At 56.8% G+C, this 20,408-nt stretch carries 17 protein-coding genes; 13 read left to right on the forward strand and 4 right to left on the reverse strand.

Annotated elements, in window-relative coordinates; translation table 11 throughout:
- Positions 1 to 58 precede the first annotated feature (58 nt).
- Genes IEX10_RS03380 through IEX10_RS03400 form a run of 5 tightly spaced genes read left to right on the forward strand, consistent with a single transcriptional unit; the run spans position 59 to position 6,398 of the window.
- Positions 59 to 1,270 (forward strand): SAM-dependent methyltransferase, encoded by a 1,212-nt coding sequence (locus IEX10_RS03380; protein WP_188670890.1) that lies wholly within the window; start codon positions 59 to 61, stop codon positions 1,268 to 1,270.
- A gap of 18 nt (positions 1,271 to 1,288) precedes the next feature.
- Complete coding sequence (locus IEX10_RS03385; RefSeq protein WP_188670892.1) at positions 1,289 to 1,729, forward strand: TrgA family protein; 441 nt, start codon at positions 1,289 to 1,291, stop codon at positions 1,727 to 1,729.
- Positions 1,730 to 1,750: 21 nt separating this feature from the next.
- Positions 1,751 to 2,812 carry an NUDIX domain-containing protein gene (locus IEX10_RS03390; RefSeq protein WP_188670894.1) on the forward strand — a complete coding sequence of 354 codons (1,062 nt, stop codon included), beginning with the start codon at positions 1,751 to 1,753 and terminating at the stop codon, positions 2,810 to 2,812.
- Positions 2,813 to 2,866: 54 nt separating this feature from the next.
- On the forward strand, positions 2,867 to 3,901 hold the full coding sequence (locus IEX10_RS03395; RefSeq protein WP_188670896.1) for a cysteine synthase A: 1,035 nt from the start codon (positions 2,867 to 2,869) through the stop codon (positions 3,899 to 3,901).
- Positions 3,902 to 3,908: 7 nt separating this feature from the next.
- Positions 3,909 to 6,398: a DUF3772 domain-containing protein gene (locus IEX10_RS03400; protein WP_188670898.1), complete on the forward strand. Its 2,490-nt coding sequence runs from the start codon at positions 3,909 to 3,911 to the stop codon at positions 6,396 to 6,398.
- On the opposite strand, the gene IEX10_RS03405 is transcribed toward IEX10_RS03400, so the two are convergent.
- The 3 genes from IEX10_RS03405 to IEX10_RS03415 form a co-directional block, all read right to left on the reverse strand.
- The gene (locus tag IEX10_RS03405; RefSeq protein ID WP_188670900.1) at positions 6,395 to 7,807 is read right to left on the reverse strand and encodes a helix-turn-helix domain-containing protein; all 1,413 of its coding nucleotides are present in this window, start codon (positions 7,805 to 7,807) and stop codon (positions 6,395 to 6,397) included. The genes IEX10_RS03400 and IEX10_RS03405 overlap by 4 nt on opposite strands.
- Before the next feature lie 73 nt (positions 7,808 to 7,880).
- On the reverse strand, positions 7,881 to 9,101 hold the full coding sequence (locus IEX10_RS03410; RefSeq protein ID WP_229678411.1) for a multidrug effflux MFS transporter: 1,221 nt from the start codon (positions 9,099 to 9,101) through the stop codon (positions 7,881 to 7,883).
- A 210-nt stretch (positions 9,102 to 9,311) separates the two neighbouring features.
- On the reverse strand, positions 9,312 to 10,577 hold the full coding sequence (locus IEX10_RS03415) for a M10 family metallopeptidase (protein ID WP_188670902.1): 1,266 nt from the start codon (positions 10,575 to 10,577) through the stop codon (positions 9,312 to 9,314).
- Between the two features lie 284 nt (positions 10,578 to 10,861).
- Here IEX10_RS03415 and IEX10_RS03420 point away from each other — a divergent pair, with 284 nt between their 5' ends.
- From IEX10_RS03420 to IEX10_RS03440, 6 genes are all read left to right on the forward strand, one after another.
- Entirely contained in the window at positions 10,862 to 12,346 is a 1,485-nt protein-coding gene (locus IEX10_RS03420; protein WP_373287421.1) for an acyl-CoA carboxylase subunit beta, read from the forward strand.
- 12 nt (positions 12,347 to 12,358) lie between these two features.
- On the forward strand, positions 12,359 to 12,790 hold the full coding sequence (locus IEX10_RS03425) for a DUF6497 family protein (protein ID WP_188670906.1): 432 nt from the start codon (positions 12,359 to 12,361) through the stop codon (positions 12,788 to 12,790).
- A gap of 193 nt (positions 12,791 to 12,983) precedes the next feature.
- Positions 12,984 to 13,106, forward strand: coding sequence for a hypothetical protein (locus tag IEX10_RS20095; protein ID WP_268237025.1), 123 nt, complete (start codon positions 12,984 to 12,986; stop codon positions 13,104 to 13,106).
- Positions 13,107 to 13,178: 72 nt separating this feature from the next.
- Positions 13,179 to 13,544 (forward strand): hypothetical protein, encoded by a 366-nt coding sequence (locus IEX10_RS03430; RefSeq protein ID WP_188670908.1) that lies wholly within the window; start codon positions 13,179 to 13,181, stop codon positions 13,542 to 13,544.
- Between the two features lie 151 nt (positions 13,545 to 13,695).
- The gene (locus tag IEX10_RS03435) at positions 13,696 to 13,911 is read left to right on the forward strand and encodes a YMGG-like glycine zipper-containing protein (protein WP_101656568.1); all 216 of its coding nucleotides are present in this window, start codon (positions 13,696 to 13,698) and stop codon (positions 13,909 to 13,911) included.
- 141 nt (positions 13,912 to 14,052) lie between these two features.
- Complete coding sequence (locus IEX10_RS03440) at positions 14,053 to 16,053, forward strand: acetyl-CoA carboxylase biotin carboxylase subunit (protein WP_188670910.1); 2,001 nt, start codon at positions 14,053 to 14,055, stop codon at positions 16,051 to 16,053.
- A 100-nt stretch (positions 16,054 to 16,153) separates the two neighbouring features.
- Here IEX10_RS03440 and IEX10_RS03445 read toward each other — a convergent pair whose 3' ends face one another.
- Positions 16,154 to 16,558, reverse strand: coding sequence for a DUF4174 domain-containing protein (locus tag IEX10_RS03445; protein WP_188670912.1), 405 nt, complete (start codon positions 16,556 to 16,558; stop codon positions 16,154 to 16,156).
- A 78-nt stretch (positions 16,559 to 16,636) separates the two neighbouring features.
- On the opposite strand from IEX10_RS03445, the gene IEX10_RS03450 reads away from it, so the two are divergent.
- Positions 16,637 to 18,214 (forward strand): DUF8728 domain-containing protein, encoded by a 1,578-nt coding sequence (locus tag IEX10_RS03450; RefSeq protein ID WP_188670914.1) that lies wholly within the window; start codon positions 16,637 to 16,639, stop codon positions 18,212 to 18,214.
- Between the two features lie 61 nt (positions 18,215 to 18,275).
- The gene (gene scpA, locus IEX10_RS03455) at positions 18,276 to 20,405 is read left to right on the forward strand and encodes a methylmalonyl-CoA mutase (RefSeq protein ID WP_188670916.1); all 2,130 of its coding nucleotides are present in this window, start codon (positions 18,276 to 18,278) and stop codon (positions 20,403 to 20,405) included.
- The last annotated feature ends 3 nt before the right edge of the window (positions 20,406 to 20,408 follow it).

A 20,408-nucleotide genomic window follows, 5' to 3' on the forward strand; every position in this document is an offset into this window, starting at 1 on the left:
GAGGCTTGGCAGACAAAAAACCTTGGTTTAGGCTTTGTCTCAGAACAGGGAGAGTTGGATGCAGGGATTTACATCCACAGACGGTCAAAAGGATCTGCCGCGCTATTTTAGTGCGGCGTTTTCCCAGTTGAAGAAAATTCGCAACGGCAGTCTGGACATGGTTCTGCCGGACGGGCGCCTGTTCCAGATCAAAGCGCCCAACCCCGGACCTTATGCGCGCGTGGAAATTCACAACGACGACGTGTTTACCCGACTGGCGCGTGAAGGGGATATGGGGTTTAGCGATGCCTACCTAGAGGGCTGGTGGTCGTCCCCCGATTTGCAGGCGTTTCTGGATCTGGTTTTTGCCAATAACGAAGAGGTCGGCCACGGTTTTCCTGGTGGATTTGTGGTGCAATACTATGAACGGTTGCGCCACTGGTTGCGGGGGAATTCCAAAACACAGGCCCGCAAGAATATCTCTTATCACTACGATCTGGGGAATGATTTCTATTCCAAATGGCTCGATGAAACCATGACCTATTCCTCGGCTCTGTTTCTGACCGGCCAAGAGGATATGGCCAAAGCGCAGATCCAGAAATATGCGTCACTTTGTGATGAAATGGGCATGAAGGAAGGCGATCACCTGCTGGAAATCGGCTGTGGTTGGGGCGGTTTCGCTGAATATGCCGCGGGAACCCGTGGCGCGCGGATGACCTGTCTGACCATCTCGCAGGAGCAGCACGACTTTGCCAAGAAACGCATGTTTGAGGCGGGTCTGGCGGATCGTGTGGATGTGGTGATGCGCGATTACCGCGATGAAACCGGCAGCTATGACGGTATCGCCTCTATCGAGATGTTCGAGGCCGTGGGCGAGAAATACTGGCCAACCTATTTTAACGCGGTGCACGATCGCCTGAAACCGGGTGCGAATGCCAGCCTGCAGATCATTACAATCGCCAACGAACTGTTTCCAAAGTATCGAAAGACCGTTGATTTCATACAGAAACACGTCTTTCCGGGCGGGATGCTGCCAAGCCCAAACGCCCTGCGGACCGAGGTGGAGCGGGCAGGTCTGTCCTATCTGAAGTCAGTCGAATTCGGTGAGAGCTATTCCATTACCCTGCGCCGCTGGTATGAAACCTTTAACGCCGCTTGGCCCGACATCACGCAAATGGGGTTTGATCAACGGTTTAAGAATATGTGGGATTTCTATCTGACAAGTTGTGCATCCGGCTTTCACTATGGCACAACAGACGTGACGCAAGTGACCATTCAACGGCCAAAATAATAAAAAAAAGGGACTGAAATGCCGACAGCAGCAAAACTGATTGCGGGATTGGCGATGGCGATCACCGCAGCGGTGGCAGCCTATGTTTTCATACAAGAACACACCGAAATGCCAATCGGCTTGCGGTTCATGCTAGGCAACGGGCTGGTTGGCTTTTTTGCCGGCTGGTATGCGCTTGGCCGCAGCCCCGGCTACAGCAATCTGGCGGGCGCGATGAGCGGTCTACGCTCGTTGGTGTTACTGCTGGTGGGGGCGGGGATCGTCTTTGGCGGACGGTTTGTATTCTCCAATATCGGGCAGTTCCGGTCCCGCGATCCGGTGGAAATCCCACTCCTGTGGATAGAGACGACCTTTGAATATGTCGTGCTCGCCCTGACGCCCAGTGTCGGTATTACCTTGTTGATTGGCGGGTTAATCTCTGGCATTGCCACCTATCAGGCCAGCCAGCGCTGGCCGTAACACAGAACGAAAATTATCAGAATGCGTGTTTTCCTTTCCGACAGGGACGTTGCCCTTGCGTTGTGTCCCGATGCAGACTGGCAGGCGGATCGCTTGTCCGGCTACGATGTGGATGCCAGCGGTGCCTTGGTCGCCGGGGGTGGGACATGTGACGGGGTTTCTTCGCCATGCGCCGTCCCACTGGGCGAGCCATTCAAAAGCTATTTCAACGGCCTATCAGATGAAGTGAAACCCGCTGCGGGCGTCCACGGTCCGGTTTTGGCGGCTGTGTCCACTAGCACGCAACCAGCGGAATTTACGCCTTATGCCCGCCGTGTAGAGGCTTGCGTCGCGGCGGATGCGGCGCAAATACTTGCCGCGCCAACAGCGCATAATACCCCTGTTAACCGTGCAGGATTATTGATGCGGGCGCGTTCTTTTGTGCGGGCAGAGCGGTCGGACACGCGGGTGCCGGTCTCGCTGCGGCGTGGCTTTCGCCGCGACGCGGTGCAACAGGAAAGCCGCGCCTTGCCTTATGCGCGCTACTTTGATGTTGAAGACGTAAACCTGCGCCATCCCCGTTTTGACGGGGGCCTGTCGCCGGTGATCGAACGCACTGTGCTGCGGGCGGCGGATGCCGTGACGGTGTTGCCCTATGATCCGGTGCGCGATCAGGTTGTGGTGATCGAACAGTTCCGCCCTGCGGCCTATGTGCGGGGGGACTGCCATCCTTGGGTGCTTGAACCTGTGGCGGGTCGGTGCGACGGCGATGAACCCGTCGAAGAAGTCGCCCGTCGCGAGTTGGTAGAAGAGGCGGGTTTGACCCTGCTGGGGTTAGAGAAAATCGCCAACTACTACCCGTCACCCGGATGCCTGTCGGAATATCTTTTTACATTTTTGGGTCTGGTAGATTTGTCTAAAGCGCAAAGCGGCGTACATGGAGTGGCGAGCGAGGATGAGGATATCCAAACCCACATCCTTACCTTCGACGATGCTATGGCGCTTGTGGCCAGTGGAGAGGCAGATAATGGACCTTTGTTGCTTTCGCTGTACTGGCTTGGGGCGAACCGTGAACGATTGCGCAGAGAAGCAAGCGCCGCTTGAAACCGTTTGGGGCGGCGCGTATCAAGGAACGAAGCAGTCTTAAGGATACCTCTGATGACAATTTACCAAGACCTTCCCCATGCCGTTGGCAACACGCCCCTGATCCGCCTGAACAAAGCGTCGGAACTGACGGGCTGTGAGATACTGGGCAAAGCGGAGTTTATGAACCCGGGCCAGTCGGTGAAGGACCGTGCCGCGCTCAGCATCATCAAGGATGCGATGGCGCGGGGCGAATTGCGTCCGGGTGGCACCATCGTGGAAGGCACGGCCGGCAACACTGGCATCGGACTGGCGCTGGTGGGCGCTGCTCTCGGGTTTAAGACGGTGATCGTGATCCCCGAAACCCAAAGTCAGGAAAAGAAGGACATGATCCGTCTGGCTGGCGCTGAACTGGTGCAGGTTCCTGCAAAACCTTACCGCGATCCGAATAACTTTGTGAAATATTCGGCCCGTCTGGCGGAAGAACTTGCAAAAACCGAACCCAACGGCGCGATTTGGGCGAACCAGTTTGACAATGTGGCCAACAAACAGGCCCATATCGACACTACTGCGCCGGAAATCTGGGAGCAGACAAATGGCAAAGTCGACGGCTTTATCTGCGCCTGTGGTTCTGGCGGAACGCTAAGCGGTATGGCTGACGGTCTGCGTGCCCGAAGCAAGGACATCAAGATCGGTATCGCCGATCCGGACGGTGCGGCGCTGTATAACTATTTCGTAAATGGCGAACTGACTGCCGAGGGTGGGTCTATTGCTGAAGGCATCGGACAGGTGCGGATCACCAAGAACCTTGAAGGTTTGAAAGTGGATCACGCCTATAACATTCCGGACTCGGAAGGCATCGATATTGTCTTTGACCTGTTGCAGGAAGAGGGGCTGTGCATGGGGCTGTCCACCGGCATCAACATCGCGGGTGCGATCCGCATGGCCAAGGACATGGGGCCGGGGCACACAATCGTGACCGTGCTGTGTGATTACGGTACGCGCTATCAGGCTAAATTGTTCAATCCCGCTTTCCTGCGGGAAAAAGGCCTGCCAATTCCCCATTGGCTGGAGAAGAAACGAACCGACATCCCGACGGTATTCGAATAGGACCAAAATGAAGCGACTAATTTGGACTTTGATGCTGCTGGTGGCTTTGCCGCTGGCAGCTTTCGCACAATCTGTTGAAACTGCTTTTGACAAGGCTGCCTTTGAAAGCACGGTAGAGCGTGCGGAAGAAGTGTTGGAGAATGCAACCGCTTCGGACAAGGCACTAGAGGCGTTGCGCAAGCAGCTTGTGGACTTCCGCAGTGCCGCAACAGAGCTGAAAGACCAAGCGCAAACCAAGACCGGCCCGATCCAGGACCGGATTGATGCCCTTGGCGCACCGCCCGCAGAAGGTGAGACCGAAGCCGAAGATGTCGCAGCACTGCGGGAAAAGCTGAACAAAGAGCTGGATAAAGCCAAAGCACCGGTCAAAGCTGCAGAAGACCTTTTCAAACAGGCGGATGGGCTGATTTCCCAGATCGACGAGCTGATGCGCCATCGCAGCACGGCCCGTCTGGTCGCCCAAAATGACTCCCCCCTTGATCCCCGCGAGATCAGCGCGGCAGTTTCGGCGCTGGTCGCGTTCAATGTTAATTTGTGGGCTGAAATATCGGGCAACCTGTCCAATGAAAGCCGTGCCTCTATGCGGCTTACCAATTTGTTAATGGTGGCGATGTTGCTGGCGGTTGCGCTGGTGCTGTTGCTACGCTCTCGGGTGTGGTCGCGCCGCGTGCAGGAATCCTTTAGCCGCAACGCATCCCCACGCACGGCAGCCCTTTACGGTTTTATCGGATCGCTGTTCCAATTGATCTTGCCCGCGCTCGGCCTGTTTGTGCTGGTGCAGGCTTTGCTGCTGCTCGACCTGTTCGATTTGCGCGGCTATTTCATTTTGCGCAGTCTCGGATTTGCCGGTTTCTCGCTCTATTTTGCAAGTTGGCTGGCCCGCTCCCTGTTCGTCGCAACCTCCAATCAGGGGCCGTTGATCGAAATCGACGAGAGCCTGACTGGGCCTATGAAACGCTCTTTCCTTGCACTTGGCCTGATGTTCGCACTGCGGGCCATGCTGGATGCAGCGGCGGTTGGATCAGGACACAGCCCCGAATTTCTGGCCGCCATCCCAACGCTGACGTTTCCGCTGGTTATCGTGGGCGGGATCGCTCTGTTCCGCATCGGGCGGGTGCTGGCGAACGAGGCGCAGGTGGCTGGCAAACAGGAAGACGGCAATCCGTTTTTGGGCCGTGTCGCCACCATTATGGGCAATATCTGCGTGGCCGCAGGGGTGGCCGGGCCTGTCCTTGCCGCGTTCGGCTTTGACAGTGCGGGCAACCGCTTGGTGTTTTCCACTGCCGCATCGCTGCTGTTGATCACTGGCTTTTACATTTTCTTCCGCCTGATCGGATCGCTCACCGGATATACCGGCAACACGTCCACATCAGCAGGGGATGAGGAAGAAGCCCAACGATACGGCGCGCTGTTCCGTGTGGCTGTTGGCTTCATCATGATCTGTATCGCGCTGCCGTTGCTGGCCCTGATCTGGGGTGCACGATTGGTGGACCTGCAAGAGGTCTGGCTGATGGCGCGGGACGGGATTTCCTTTGGCGACAATCGGATTTCCCTGACCGATTTCCTAACGTTTGTGTTGGTGTTTTCCATCGGTTACACCATCACCCGCATCCTGCAATCCGCGCTGCGCACCACGGTTCTTCCCAACACGCGGCTTGATAGCGGCGGGCAGAATGCCATTGTCACTGGTACGGGCTATGTGGGTATATTTTTTGCGGCACTGGCCGCAATTACCGCCACGGGACTGGACCTGTCCAACCTTGCGATTGTCGCTGGTGCGCTTTCGGTTGGTATCGGTTTTGGCTTGCAAACCATCGTGTCGAACTTTGTCTCCGGTATCATCCTTCTGATTGAACGCCCGATCAAGGCAGGCGACTGGATCGAGGTTGGCACCTATTCCGGTTACGTGCGCAAAATTTCTGTGCGTTCTACCGAAGTGGAAACCTTTGACCGCGCCTCCGTCGTTATCCCGAACGCCGATCTGATTGCCGGCACCGTGACGAACTGGACCCACTCCAGCATGGCAGGGCGCGTGCGCGTGCCTGTTGGTGTGGCCTATGACAGTGACCCGCGACACGTTGAGAAAATCCTTCTGGAGGTGGCAGAGTCCCACCCGATGGTGCTGCTTGATCCGGGTCCGGCGATTATGTTTATGGGCTTCGGGGCTGACAGTCTCGATTTTGAAATCCGTGCGATCTTGCGGGATGTGAACTGGATGCTTTCCGCGAAATCGGACATGAACTTTGAGATATTCAAACGGTTCTCCGAAGAAGGTATCGAAATTCCGTTCGCACAGCGCGATGTCTATATCAAAAACCTAGACGAGCTGACCAAGGTCAAAAACTCTGCAAAGGACGATGATAAGACAGAGGAATCCAAAGAAGACACCAAGGCAGAGACCACGGACGCGCAGGAGCGAGAGCATTCCTCAGCGGCGAAGGACAATGAAGACGACAGCGTCAGTGACGACGGCGGCGATGCGCCCGGTAAGGTCTAGGTTTCACCGATGCTATAGGGCAAGGTAGCACGGCTGTTGGGGTCCACTTTCAAGTGGCGCTCCAACGGCGGAACAGAGCGCTGGTGGCAGTTGTGCCGCTCGCAGATCCGGCAGGAAATACCTATGGGTTCAAAGGCCTGCCGGTTGGTGACGTCCAGATCATCCGCGTAAACCATCGCGCCTGCGTGCCGGATTTCACAGCCCAAGCCAATGGCATAGCGCCGGATTGGCGCGCGAAAGCTACCGCCGGTTTTGGACACATCCCGCGCAAGGCTCAGGTACTGTAACCCGTCCGGTGTTTCAGCAAGCTGGCGCAGGAACTGCCCCGGCGTTTCAAACGCGCGGTGCACGTTCCACAGCGGGCAGGCGCCACCGAAGCGGGCGAATTGCAGCCGCGTCGCGGAATGGCGCTTGGTGATGGTTCCCGCCTGATCGACCCTTACAAAGAAGAAGGGTATCCCCTTCACCCCCGGCCTTTGCATCGTGGACAGCCGGTGCGCCACCTGTTCAATACTGGCATCAAAGAAATTCGCCAGCAGTTCCAGATCGTGCCGCGTTTCCTGCGCCACTTGCAAGAACCGGCCATAGGGCAGGGTGGCGGCACCGGCGAAATAATTGGCCAGCCCGATTTTACAAATGGCACGAGCCTCTGGCGTGTTGAAATTGGCGAAATCAAGGGTGGCTTCCAGCAGGTCGTCGTGATCCAGCAACGCGGTTTGGTGGGCGATCTGGAACAGTTTGGACGAGGTTTCCGCCTGTGCCGACAGGGTCAGCGTGCGGCTGGCCGGATCGTAATGGCGCAGCACGTCGGTATTCTTGGTGCGCAGGTGAATGTTGTGTTTTTCCGCCAGCCAGTCATGGGCCGCGCCAAGCGCGTTGGGGCCAGAAAGCTTCGCCTGTGTCGCATAGTTTTCCGCCACACGGTCGATGCTGTCGATGTAGTTGTCACAGTAATGGAAAAAGTCGCGGACTTGCTCCCACGGGGAGGGGGAAATGGCGCTGTCCTCGCGGCCCAGTGCCTCATCCAGCGAGGCAAGCCGTTCCTGCCCCTGACGATAGGCGCGGTGCAGGTCAAGGAAGGCGCGGGCAAGGGCGGGTGCATTAGAGGCGGTAAGCTGCATGTCCGCCAGCGGTGGCTGCGTGGTACTAAACACCGGATCGGCCAGCGCCTCGCGCATGTCGGCCACGATCCGTTCGGACTCCCCAACCGACAGCTGCGTGACATCAAACCCGAACTCTTGCGCAAGGGCCAGCACAACAGTGGTGCTGACGGGGCGGTGGTTGTTCTCCATCTGGTTCAGATAGGGCAGGGAAACGCCAAGTTTCGCGGCAAAATCCTTTTGGGTCAGCCCCTGTTTCTGGCGGGTCTCCCGCAAGGTCACACCTGCATAGAGTTTTTGCGCACGCATTTCAGCCCCTCACTTTGCTAATTAGCTGGGTGCAGCGTAATCTTTGCAAACTTCTGGCGCAAGCGGCTTAAACTCAGGCCGTTTTGCGGACCTGATATTCAACGCGGATCGAATAGAGCGCCGCCAGCAGGGCCAGCACGCCAGAGCCGAGGGTGAACAGGATAAGCGGCGTTGCGCCTGCTTCCTTGCTGAGGAAAGGCACAACAATCGCTGACAATGCCCCCCCGCCCAGCGTCATCATCGCGCCGCCAAGCCCCGCAGCCGTACCTGCCAGCCGTGGGTTGACCGACATCATTCCGGCTGAGGCGCTGGGAAGCACCATGCCGTTGCCGAGGCCGATAAAGATTGTGCAGCCAAAGAATGCCACCGGATGATCAAAGCCTGTGTTCACCAGCACCAGTGCCAGAAACATGCCGGCAACTGTGATGCCCGCCCCCAGAGTGATCATGCGGTAAAGCCCGACAAAGCTGGCAAAACGGCCCGAAATCAGACTGCCAGTGAAGTAACCTGCCGGTGCGAAGATGAAATAAAGACCCAACTCTCCGGGGCTAAGTCCGTAGACTACTGAGCCCACAAAGGGTGCGCCGCCGAGGAGGGCAAAGAAGCAGCCCGAAGCGAATGTGGTGGACAGGGAATACCCCCAGAACCGGCGCGAGGTCAGCAACTCTGGGTAGGTGCGCACCTGTGCGGCCATGCTGGTCGACGGCGTAAGGTTGGTTTCCCCCATATCGCGCCAGACCAGACCGAGCACGGCCAGCCCCAGAAATGTCAGCGTCCAGAAAGGCGCGCGCCAGCCGAACGCCTCCTGCAGGAAGCCGCCAATGGTCGGCCCCATCATGGGGGCAACAGACATCCCCATCGCGATATAGCCAAGGAGCGAGACCGCGTCCTTGCTGCCCGCAATGTCACGGGCAGCGGCGCGGGACAGCACGAAACTGGACACCACCAGCGCCTGAAAGGTGCGGGCCGTTAGCAGGATTGTCGTGTTTGGCGCATTGGCACAAACGACGGAGGCAATCACAAAAGCGCCCAACGTCCAAAGCGCAACCGGACGCCGCCCGAACCTGTCAGAGATCGGGCCGATGAACAGTTGCAGGATGCCGTTCATCAGCAAGAAACCCGACAACATGAACTGCACGGCCAGATAGCTGGCGTCGAAGTGCTCGGCTATTGCAGGCATGGAGGGGAGGAAAATGTTCATGGAAATCGCGCCGAGAGAGGCAAAAATGACCAGTGTGAACATCGTCGGTGGTGTCTTGGGGTCTAGAAAACGTGACTTGGGCAATACGGACATGCAAAGGGGGTTTCCTTTGGAGATACTGGAAAACACCGAGTCCGAGGACGCAAATACTGACCCGACACCGGCGGTTGATTCCTGACTATGCCGCTGGGTTGGAACTGTCCACGACAAATCCCCCGCAAGCTTACGCTACGGCGCGTCAGTTCGATTTTGCTGTCAGTCTGTGAAGGCCCCGCGCATGACTGCATGCGCGGGGTGAGGGGATCAGGCGATAAGAATGTCGTTGCTGAGTTCTGCGAGGGTTATGTCATCAACCCGCACGATCAATCCGTCAGAGAAGGTGAAGAAAGCGTTGCCGTTCTTTTCTGTGCCAAGTGCGAGCACATCATCCACGCTGGACACGTCTGCGTGATCAAACTTTAACTGGTCCACATCGTCTTTGAAGTCCAGCACTCTGTCCTTGCCGCCTTTGTTTTCAAACACGAAAGTATCAGCGCCGCCATTTCCTGTCAGCGTGTCCTTGCCTTTGTCACCGGAAATGCGGTCGTTGCCAGCGCCACCTGACAGGTCGTCCCGTCCTCGGCCGCCGTTGATTTTGTCCCGTCCAGCGCCACCGTCAATGTCGTCACCGCCACTGCCGCCTTTCAGTTTGTCCCTGCTCGCGCCGCCTAGAAGGTTATTCGCCGCGCTGTTGCCAACCAGCTTGTCCGTGCCATCGCCGCCAATCGCGTTTTCAATGACGGTATCATAAGCGATGACCACATCGTCAGTGGTTTCGAAACTGGAGAACCGGCCCTCTCGCAGGTCAAGTTTGACGCCACCGGACAGGGCGGAGCCGTCAAATGTGTCTATGCCACCCGCATCCCAAACCGCATCAATCGTCTCGGTGCGCGATCCGGTGTAAGTGGTATCGCCAAGCGCGGTTTCATCATTTGCGCCCCAGAGGTCCTGAAGGGCGAGGATGTCAAACAACATCATCGCATCACTGTCGAGACCGTTGTCGGGATTCTCGGTGTAGGACATCAGCGTGTATTTGTTGTTGTCGAACCCATCTGGCACTGTCGGTGAAGAAAACGAGTGTTTCAGTCCCATCGCGTGGCCAAGTTCATGCAGGATCAGATCCATCGTTGTGGAGATATCGATCGTGTTGTCATAAACAACATAGCTGTCATATCGGGTGATACTGTCCCCCGAACTTGACGCGGAATAGCCCCCCGTTCCAGCGGTTGAGCCGGGCAATGTGACAGAGCCGACATTCATATCAGGATCGTCTGACCCTGTGACTTCTACAAACTCCACGTTGATCAGGCTTTCCAGATGATCAAGTCCTTCGCGGAAGCTGGCTTCGGCGGCGGCGCTGAAATCTGACCATCCGTCATATGTAGCTGAGGTTGGAAGATCGACAGGCGCTGAGGTGCCTGCATATTGATAAGTAAACGTGTGGGCGGCGGCGTCAGTTGTATTGATCGCGTCTTTGCCCTTAAGGAATGTGAATTGCATCCCGTCGATAATTTCGGTTCTTGTGACCATGACATACCTGCGTGCTAAGGAGTTGTTTCTCTATAGCGTATTTTCGTACATCAAACGCAAAAAAATTAGAGCAGCGATTTTCGGCGTAGCTTTGCCTGAAGTTGGGCAGAGTTTGCTAATTTGCAATTTGATAGATTGGCTCGCTAATATATTTGCAAATATGCGAGGTTTTTCTTTCAGAGCGTCCCGACTTCGCGTATTCCGGTGCAAATTGCGCACCATTCGGAGGAACTGCCGTGAACACGATCCTGCAACAACTAGAAGACCGCCGCGAAGAAGCCCGCATGGGCGGAGGCCAGCGTCGCATTGATGCGCAACATGCCAAGGGCAAGCTGACTGCACGCGAACGGGTCGAGGTTCTGCTGGACGAAGGATCGTTTGAAGAATTTGATATGTTCAAGGCTCACCGCTGCACTGAATTCGGAATGCAGGAAACAACCATTCCGGGCGATGGTGTCATCACCGGCTGGGGCACGATTAACGGCCGTATGGTCTATGTGTTCTCACAGGACTTCACCGTATTTGGCGGATCACTATCGGAAACCCATGCGGAGAAAATCTGCAAAATTCAAGAGATGGCCGTGCGCAACGGTGCTCCGATCATTGGGTTGAACGATTCCGGCGGTGCGAGAATCCAAGAAGGCGTGGCTTCGCTGGCCGGTTATGCGGATGTGTTCCAGAACAACGTGCTGGCCTCCGGTGTGGTGCCACAGATCAGCGTAATCATGGGGCCATGCGCGGGTGGAGCGGTTTATTCCCCTGCGATGACCGACTTTATTTTCATGGTGCGCGACAGTTCCTACATGTTTGTCACGGGCCCTGATGTTGTGAAAACCGTTACCAATGAAGTCGTTACCGCAGAAGAGCTGGGCGGCGCGAAAACCCACACATCCAAATCGTCTGTCGCGGATGGCGCGTTTGAGGATGACATGGAGGCGCTGATGGAAGTGCGTCGCCTATTCGATTTTCTGCCGCTCAATAATCGCGAAAAGGCGCCGGTGCGTCCGTTCTTTGACGATGTGGCGCGGGATGAAATCTCGCTCGACACGCTAATCCCTGACAATCCGAACAAGCCCTACGATATGAAGGAGCTGATCGCCAAGATCGCGGATGAGGGTGATTTCTACGAGATTCAGGAAGACTTCGCCAAAAACATACTGACCGGCTTTGTCCGTATGGAAGGGCAGACCGTCGGCGTTGTGGCCAACCAGCCGATGGTTCTAGCAGGGTGTCTTGATATTGACAGCTCTCGCAAGGCGGCGCGGTTTGTCCGGTTCTGCGATGCGTTTGAAATTCCAATCCTGACACTGGTGGATGTGCCCGGCTTTCTGCCCGGTACAGGTCAGGAATATGGCGGCGTGATCAAGCACGGTGCGAAACTGCTGTTTGCCTACGGCGAAGCGACAGTGCCAAAAGTGACGGTGATCACCCGCAAGGCTTACGGCGGGGCGTATGACGTGATGGCGTCCAAACACCTACGGGGCGATTATAACTACGCTTGGCCCACTGCAGAGATCGCGGTGATGGGTGCCAAAGGCGCGGTTGAGATTCTGTATCGCTCTGAATTGGGCGATCCAGAGAAAATCGCCGCCCGTGTGGCTGATTATGAAGATCGTTTTGCCAACCCCTTTGTGGCAGCGGAAAAGGGGTTTATCGACGAAGTGATCAAACCACACAACACCCGCAAACGGGTTTGCCGTGCCTTTGCCTCCCTGCGGGGTAAAAAGCTGGAGAACCCTTGGAAGAAACACGACAATATTCCGTTGTAAGGGACGGTTCCGGTGGTTGATCCTCGTATAACCCGGATTGGCGCAGGCGCGCTTGCGACGGGGCTTTTGATGGCAACGCTGCTGGGGGCTACGGCTTCTCAGCAGGATGTGACCGAAATCGCCGTGCCTTCGGGGCAGCCTCTTTCCCTTTATGAAAGTCGGATTGTGGCACCGGAAAACAAGATCCTTTACCTCAGCTTTCTAGCCGAGGCCCTTGGCGGCGAATACGGGGTGACTTTTGATCGGGCCAGTATCGATATGGATACAGTCTGTGAAGAAATCGGCATTCCGATGGCTGGTAAGTTGATCGGCAACGGAACGCGGATCGACGAAATCGTGGTGCGCCTTATGGAACGGCCCATCGACTATGGCGCGGTAGACGAAACCGCAGCTCAATTTTTAAACGCTTACGACATAAGTGGTGGAACATGCGAATGGTTTTAACAGGCCCTACAGGGAACAGCGCGGCTATTGCGTCACAAAATGGCAGAAAATTGCAGAATTTCTACATAAATTCACATATTTGGTATGCGCCGCTGCGAATCTTTGCTAGCGTGCTGACAGGCTGCGTTTACGTGGCCGCGGTCGCCTGTCGTGGCCGGTTTCGAATAAACTATGACTGTCACAGGAGGACACTATGTCCACAAAACTTAAAATCGCATTGGTTGTCGTTGCAATGGGCGTTGCTGCCTGCGCACAACAAGAAGAGCCAGTTGTTGTACTGGACGTACAACCAGAGCCGGTTTCTTCTAAGTACTAAACCACTCGCCGGGCGGCGGTCTGCCGCCGCCCGCGCACTGTTTCCCCTGAACCTGAACCAGTGGGGGACAGTATGATTAAGCATCGTGGCTTCCCCAGCCGTTTGCCCGGGTCCGAATTCCAGTTCACTATACGCCGTCCCAACAAAAAAGGGGCTACGCCGATTAAAGCGCGCGAACGCTATGCGGACCGCCGCTTTGCCGACAGGCGCGCCGATGAAGCTTTCCTTGAAGCATTGTGGGAGTTCTTTGGCGAAGAACCGTTTGAGCGGGGCAATCTTGATGCCGGACGCATCAACTGGTTGTTCGGCCGCGAGGTTGTGGCCGCAGAAGATCCTTTCGATCCTGAAAGCTACGAAGCACTGCTGCGGATCAACAAGGGAAAGGCGATGGCCAATTTTCCCGACATTTTTGAAGATGATTACGGGGATTCGGCATGAATTTGCCTATAAAAACCGTGATTTGGCACCATTGCGCCGATGCAGCATCCCGTTTGAAAACAACAGTTTGTTTTGCCCGTTTACCGCGGTACCAATTCCCTGCACGAGACCTTTCGAGCAGGCTCGGGACGCAGATAAAAAGGGCAAAAACATGCGGAACCTTACAGTTTTTGCAGCACTCGCTGCGGTATTCGGATTGTCGGCCTGCAACAGCACGCTGGACCAACGCACCCAGAAACGCATCGGCACCGGTGCGGTTGTCGGGGCGGTTGGCACGGCTTTGCTGGACGGCAACCCGATCAAAGGCGCTATTGTCGGTGGCGTTGTTGGTGGCATCACCAGCAAAGACCGGCACGTTTGGGAATAACAGCTCTGTCGAGCGGTTAAACTCTTTCATTTCCCCTCTACTTGGCCCCCTCCGCATGTTCGGACGGGGCCTTTTTTCGTGCCTTGGCGGCACGGATACCCGCACGAAATTTCGCAACTGCCCAATCGAAGGTACAGCATAATGTTTAAGAAAATCCTGATCGCCAACCGTGGCGAAATCGCCTGCCGTGTTATCAAGACGGCCCGCAAAATGGGCATACAGACAGTTGCGATCTATTCCGATGCTGATGCGCAGGCGCTGCATGTGCAGATGGCGGATGAAGCGGTGCATATCGGACCGTCACCGGCGAACCAGTCCTATATCGTGATCGAAAAAGTCATGGATGCGATTCGCAAGACGGGTGCCGAAGCGGTGCATCCGGGCTACGGGTTCTTAAGTGAAAACAAACTCTTCGCCGAGGCGCTTGAAGCGGAAGGTGTTGCCTTCATCGGCCCGCCAGCAGGCGCAATTGAATCGATGGGCGACAAGATTACGTCCAAGAAGCTGGCGCAGGAAGCTGGCGTTTCGACTGTTCCGGGCTACATGGGATTGATCGAGGACGCGGATGAAGCCGTCAAGATTTCCAACGAAGTCGGCTATCCTGTGATGCTCAAAGCCTCTGCCGGTGGTGGCGGCAAGGGCATGCGGATTGCGTGGAACGATCAAGAAGCGCGCGAAGGGTTCCAATCCTCCAAGAACGAAGCGGCCAATTCCTTTGGTGATGACCGGATCTTTATCGAGAAATTTGTCACCCAACCGCGCCACATCGAAATTCAGGTGCTTGGGGACAAACACGGCAACTGTATTTACCTGAACGAGCGGGAATGTTCGATCCAGCGCCGCCAGCAAAAGGTTGTAGAAGAAGCGCCAAGCCCGTTTCTCGATGAAGAAACTCGCAAAGCGATGGGCGCGCAATCTGTCGCGCTGGCAAAGGCGGTGGACTACAGCTCTGCCGGTACGGTGGAATTTATCGTCGATGGGGACCGTAACTTCTATTTCCTTGAAATGAATACACGGTTGCAGGTGGAACACCCCGTAACCGAACTGATCACCGGCATTGATCTGGTGGAGCAGATGATCCGCGTGGCGTGGGGCGAAAAGCTGTCCATGAAGCAGGAAGACATCGGCATCAACGGTTGGGCGATTGAAAACCGGCTTTATGCGGAAGATCCGTATCGCAACTTCCTGCCGTCCATCGGTCGTCTGACCCGCTACCGCCCACCTGCTGAGAAATCCAAGTCCGATTACGTGGTGCGCAACGATACCGGCGTTTATGAGGGCGGCGAGATCAGCATGTATTACGATCCGATGATCGCAAAACTTTGTACTTGGGCGCCAACACGGGAAGAGGCGATTGACCGGATGCGCGTTGCGCTCGACAGTTTTGAGGTAGAGGGCATTGGCCACAACCTGCCGTTCCTGTCTGCCGTGATGGATCACGAACGCTTTGTGTCTGGCAACATCACCACTGCGTTTATCGAAGAAGAATACCCCGAAGGGTTTGAGGGCGCGACACTGAAACCTGCGGCCCTGCGCCAGATTGCGGCGGGCTGTGCGGCCATGTTCCGCGTTGCCGAAATCCGTCGCGCGCGGGTGTCTGGCCGGATCAGCAACCACAAACGCAAGGTGGGTAAGAAATGGGTCGTGACCTTGCAAGGCGAAAGCTTCGCGGTGAAGGTTAAGGCCGACGACAAGGGCTCAACTGTCAAGTTTGAGGACGGTGAAAAGCTGCGCGTCACATCGGATTGGCTGCCGGGGCAGAGCCTCGCCAAGATGAAAATCAACGGGGAAACCGTCGTTCTGAAGGTCGATCAGATCTCTGCTGGTTATCGTATCCGGTCCCGTGGTGCGGAGCTCAAAGTGCGGGTGCGCAGCCCGCGTAACGCCGAGCTGGCGCAGCTGATGCCGGAAAAACTGCCACCCGATACCTCTAAAATGCTGCTTTGCCCGATGCCGGGTCTGATCGTAGCGCTTGATGTGAAAGAGGGCGACGAAGTGCAGGAAGGCCAGCCGTTGTGTACGGTGGAAGCCATGAAAATGGAGAACGTGCTGCGGGCCGAAAAGAAAGGTGTCGTCAGCAAGGTTAACGCCGGAGTGGGTGAAAGCCTGATGGTGGACGACGTGATCATGGAATTCGAATAGGCGCTTTGCTGGGCCCTGCGATCATAGAACCGCACTTTGGTCCTGCCCATCACAGGGCAGGGCGCGGAGGTTCATGGGGTTCCCGCGTGGCGCAGGGGCGCTATCGTTCCCATCGTTGCCGGATTTCCTGCTGGCGCAGGGGCATTTTGTCGATGGAGCGGTTCAGCTCTCGCACGGTCCAGGGACGGGGCTTGCGCAGTTTGACCTGCCCGTCCTTGCCCACAATCGTCAGCTGGAACCCCTTTGGGCGCAACAGTTTGCGCAGTTCTGATGGGGTGGCGGCGTCGGTGTCGATCAGGACCACCACATCCCGCTCCTCCATCGCCTCGGGGTTTTCTGCCAGAAGTTCCATCTGGCGCACAAAGCGGGGGTCTTCGGGTGTATCGGCAAAGATCACCAGTGGCCGTTTGACCCAGAGATATTCTTCCAGAGGATTGGCCGCAGCCGGAAGCGCGCTGGCGGCAATACTCAGGCACAGGGCCAACACAAGGCGGGTTTTGTTCATGGAGTCTCCTATCGGACTATTATGTAAGGGTATTCCTGCGAATTGCGAGAGCCAATCGCGCAACGTCAGGGGGGGCGCATGACCCAAGCCCGCCGATTAACCGTTTTGGCCCTTCTCGGCGCGGTGCTGCCGGTGTGCCTGCTGGTGGCTTTGACCCTGATAAAGACCGGCGGCGTATGGGAATATGCGCTTGATGACGTGTATATCCATCTTGCCATGTCCGAACAGGTGGCCAAGGGCGCTTATGGGGTGAATGCAGGGGAGTCCGCTTCTGCGTCTTCGTCTATTCTGTATTCCTATCTGCTGGCGCCCTTTGCGGGATTTGATTGGCACGTCTATGTACCGCTGGCGATTGGTCTGTTGGCGCTTATGTGGGCGGCGGTTCTTTGGGCACGGTTGCTGACGGTTTCAGAAATCTGGACCGATCCTGTCTGGGACAAGGCGCTGTTGGCTCTGGCGCTGTTGGGTCCGGTTTTTCTGCATTTCCCTGCCATGTCACTGATCGGGATGGAGCATATGCTCCACGTTTGTATCGCGTTACTGGTGGCGTTGGGGCTGGTGCGTTTTGCGCAGGACGGGCGAATGCGCTGGTATCTGCTGGCGGCGATCCTGCTGAACCCATTGCTGCGCTTTGAAGGCATGGCGCTGGCGCTGTTTGCCTGTGGCGTGCTTGCCATTGGGGGCAGGGGCCGCATCGCGGTGCTAACCATCGTGGTGACAGCCCTGCCACTGGCGGCGCATTTTGTGAATATGAACGCGCTCGGGCTGGATATGTTGCCCAACTCGGTCAATGCCAAGGCTGTTGTGGTCGGGGGCGGTGCCGATGTGGTGGAAGGCGCGGGAAGCGACCGTTTGCTTGCCTTCAAGAATGGCCTGAAACTGTCACTGATTTCTCCGTCGGGGCGGATGTTGGTCGGTCTGATACTGTGCCTGTTTTTCCTGCTGCTGGCACAGCGCAAGACCTTCTCTCGCCTTCAGATCGCAATTGGCGCTACCGCTGTTCTGGCGGCGCTGGCGCATCTAATGCTGGGCGCTGTCCTGCCGTTTTACCGTTACGAGATTTACATCTGGGCCTATGGTGCAGCGGTCACGGTTTATCTGCTGGCGCAAATGCAGCCCGTAACGCCGACCGGACGACAGTTGCGCGCGGTTTTCCCCGTGGTCGCGCTGGTGATCGGTGGCTTGCACTACCCACTGACGACCCTTGAAAAGCTCCCCTCCGGCAGCGCTGCGATCCATGCGCAGCAGCGTCAGATGGGGCGGTTTGTGGATGATTACTGGCAGGCACCTGTGGCGGTGAACGACCTTGGCCATGTGGCCTATCGCAACCCCCATTACGTGCTGGACCTGTGGGGGCTGGCTTCGGCCCGCGCGCTAGAGGCACGTACCAGCCGGACAGATCCGCTCTGGGCGGACAAACTGGCGCAGGAATATGATGTGGGCGCGGCGATGATCTATCGTCACTGGCTGGCCGATCACCTCCCGCCAAACTGGGAGCCCGTCGCCCGCTTGAAACTGAACGTGCCGATTGGCACCTTGGGCGGCAATATCGTCACGATCTACGCCACCCGACCCGAAAGCCTTGAACGACTGGTGGATGCTTTGCGGGCTTTTGCCCCCACGCTGCCCGCTTCCGCCACACTTGAATTCCTGTAACGCAGGATCAACCGGATACACCGCGGTTCCGCCGCGACAGCAAAAAGAAGGAGCGCATAACATGAGCGCAGAGGACAAGAAGACTTGGGAAACGCTGGCAGAAAAAGAACTGCGCGGCAGACCGCTCGACAGTCTGACATGGGAGACCCCTGAAGGCATCAAGGTTAAACCGGTCTATACCGAAGACGACCTTGAGGGTCTGGACCATCTGGGCGGTGTGCCAGGGGTGAACCCTTACACACGCGGTCCACGGGCGACGATGTACACAGGCCGCCCTTGGACGATCCGCCAGTATGCAGGGTTTTCTACGGCTGAGGAATCCAATGAATTTTACCGTCAGGCGCTGAAGGGCGGGCAGCAGGGGGTTTCTGTTGCGTTCGATCTGGCCACCCACCGTGGTTATGACAGTGATCACGAACGGGTTGTGGGCGATGTGGGCAAAGCCGGTGTGGCGATTGATTCCGTTGAGGATATGAAAATCCTGTTCGACGGCATCCCGTTGGATCAGATTTCCGTGTCGATGACCATGAACGGCGCGGTGATCCCTGTGCTGGCCTCATTCATCGTTGCAGGGGAAGAGCAGGGCCATGACCGCAAGGTTCTGTCCGGCACGATCCAGAACGACATCCTGAAAGAATTCATGGTGCGCAACACCTATATCTATCCGCCAGAGCCTTCCATGCGGATCGTTGCGGATATTATCGAATTTACGGCGACCGACATGCCGAAGTTCAACTCGATCTCGATTTCGGGCTATCACATGCAGGAAGCGGGCGCCAATCTGGTGCAGGAACTGGCGTTTACGCTAGCGGACGGTAAGGAATACGTGAAAACCGCGATTGCCAAGGGCATGGATGTAGACGCCTTCGCGGGCCGTTTGTCCTTCTTCTTTGCGATTGGCATGAACTTCTTCATGGAAATCGCCAAGCTGCGGGCTGCGCGTCTGCTTTGGGCGGAAATCATGGCAGAGTTTGAACCAAAGAAGCCCGGTTCCTCTATGCTGCGCACCCACTGCCAGACCTCTGGCGTGTCCTTGCAGGAACAAGACCCCTACAACAACGTGGTGCGCACCGCCTATGAAGCGATGAGCGCGGTTCTGGGCGGCACTCAAAGCCTGCACACCAACTCTTTCGACGAGGCGATTGCCTTGCCGACCGAGGAATCCTCGCGGCTGGCACGCAACACGCAGCTAATCCTGCAAAACGAAACCGGCGTGACCAATGTGGTCGATCCGCTGGCGGGGTCGTACTACATTGAGAACCTCACCAACGAGCTGGCCAATGAGGCGCGCAAGATCATCCGCGAAGTGGATGAAATGGGCGGCATGACCAAGGCTGTGGCCTCCGGTATGCCCAAGCTGCGGATCGAAGAAGCCGCCGCGCGGCGTCAGGCTGCGGTGGATAAGGGTGACGAGGTTGTGGTCGGTCTGAACAAGTTCACCCTTGATAAACAGCCCGAAATCAACATCCGCGACATCGACAATTCCGCCGTGAGGGACAGCCAGATTGCACGGCTTGAGAAAATCCGCGCCACGCGGGATGCAGATGCCTGCGCACAGGCGCTGATGCTGCTGGAGCAGGGCGCAAGCACGGGCGAGGGCAACTTACTGGCACTGGCGGTTGAAGCTGCCCGCGCACGCGCCACGGTGGGGGAAATTTCAGACGCAATGGAAGCCGCCTTCGGGCGCCATAGAGCAGAGGTAAAAACGTTGGCTGGGGTATACGGTGCCGCCTATGAAGGCGATGAAGGGTTCGCACAAATTCAGGCAGATGTGGATGCGTTTGCCAAGGAAGAGGGCCGCCGCCCGCGTATGCTGGTGGTGAAAATGGGGCAGGACGGTCACGACCGCGGCGCCAAAGTGATCGCAACAGCCTTTGCTGACATCGGCTTTGACGTGGACGTAGGCCCGCTGTTCCAAACCCCCGCAGAGGCCGCGCGGGATGCAATCGACAACGATGTGCATGTGATCGGCATTTCTTCTCAGGCTGCGGGGCATAAAACGCTGGCACCCCAGTTGGTTCAGGCGCTAAAAGACCAGAAAGCAGAGGACATCATTGTGATTTGCGGCGGGGTTATCCCGCAGCAGGATTATGATTTCCTTTATAAATCAGGGGTGAAGGCGATCTTTGGACCAGGAACGAACATTCCCTCCGCAGCACGCGACATCCTTGAACTGATAAAATCCAGTTAAGGA

This window comes from Neptunicoccus cionae (assembly GCF_014643735.1).
Lineage (GTDB): Bacteria > Pseudomonadota > Alphaproteobacteria > Rhodobacterales > Rhodobacteraceae > Amylibacter > Amylibacter cionae.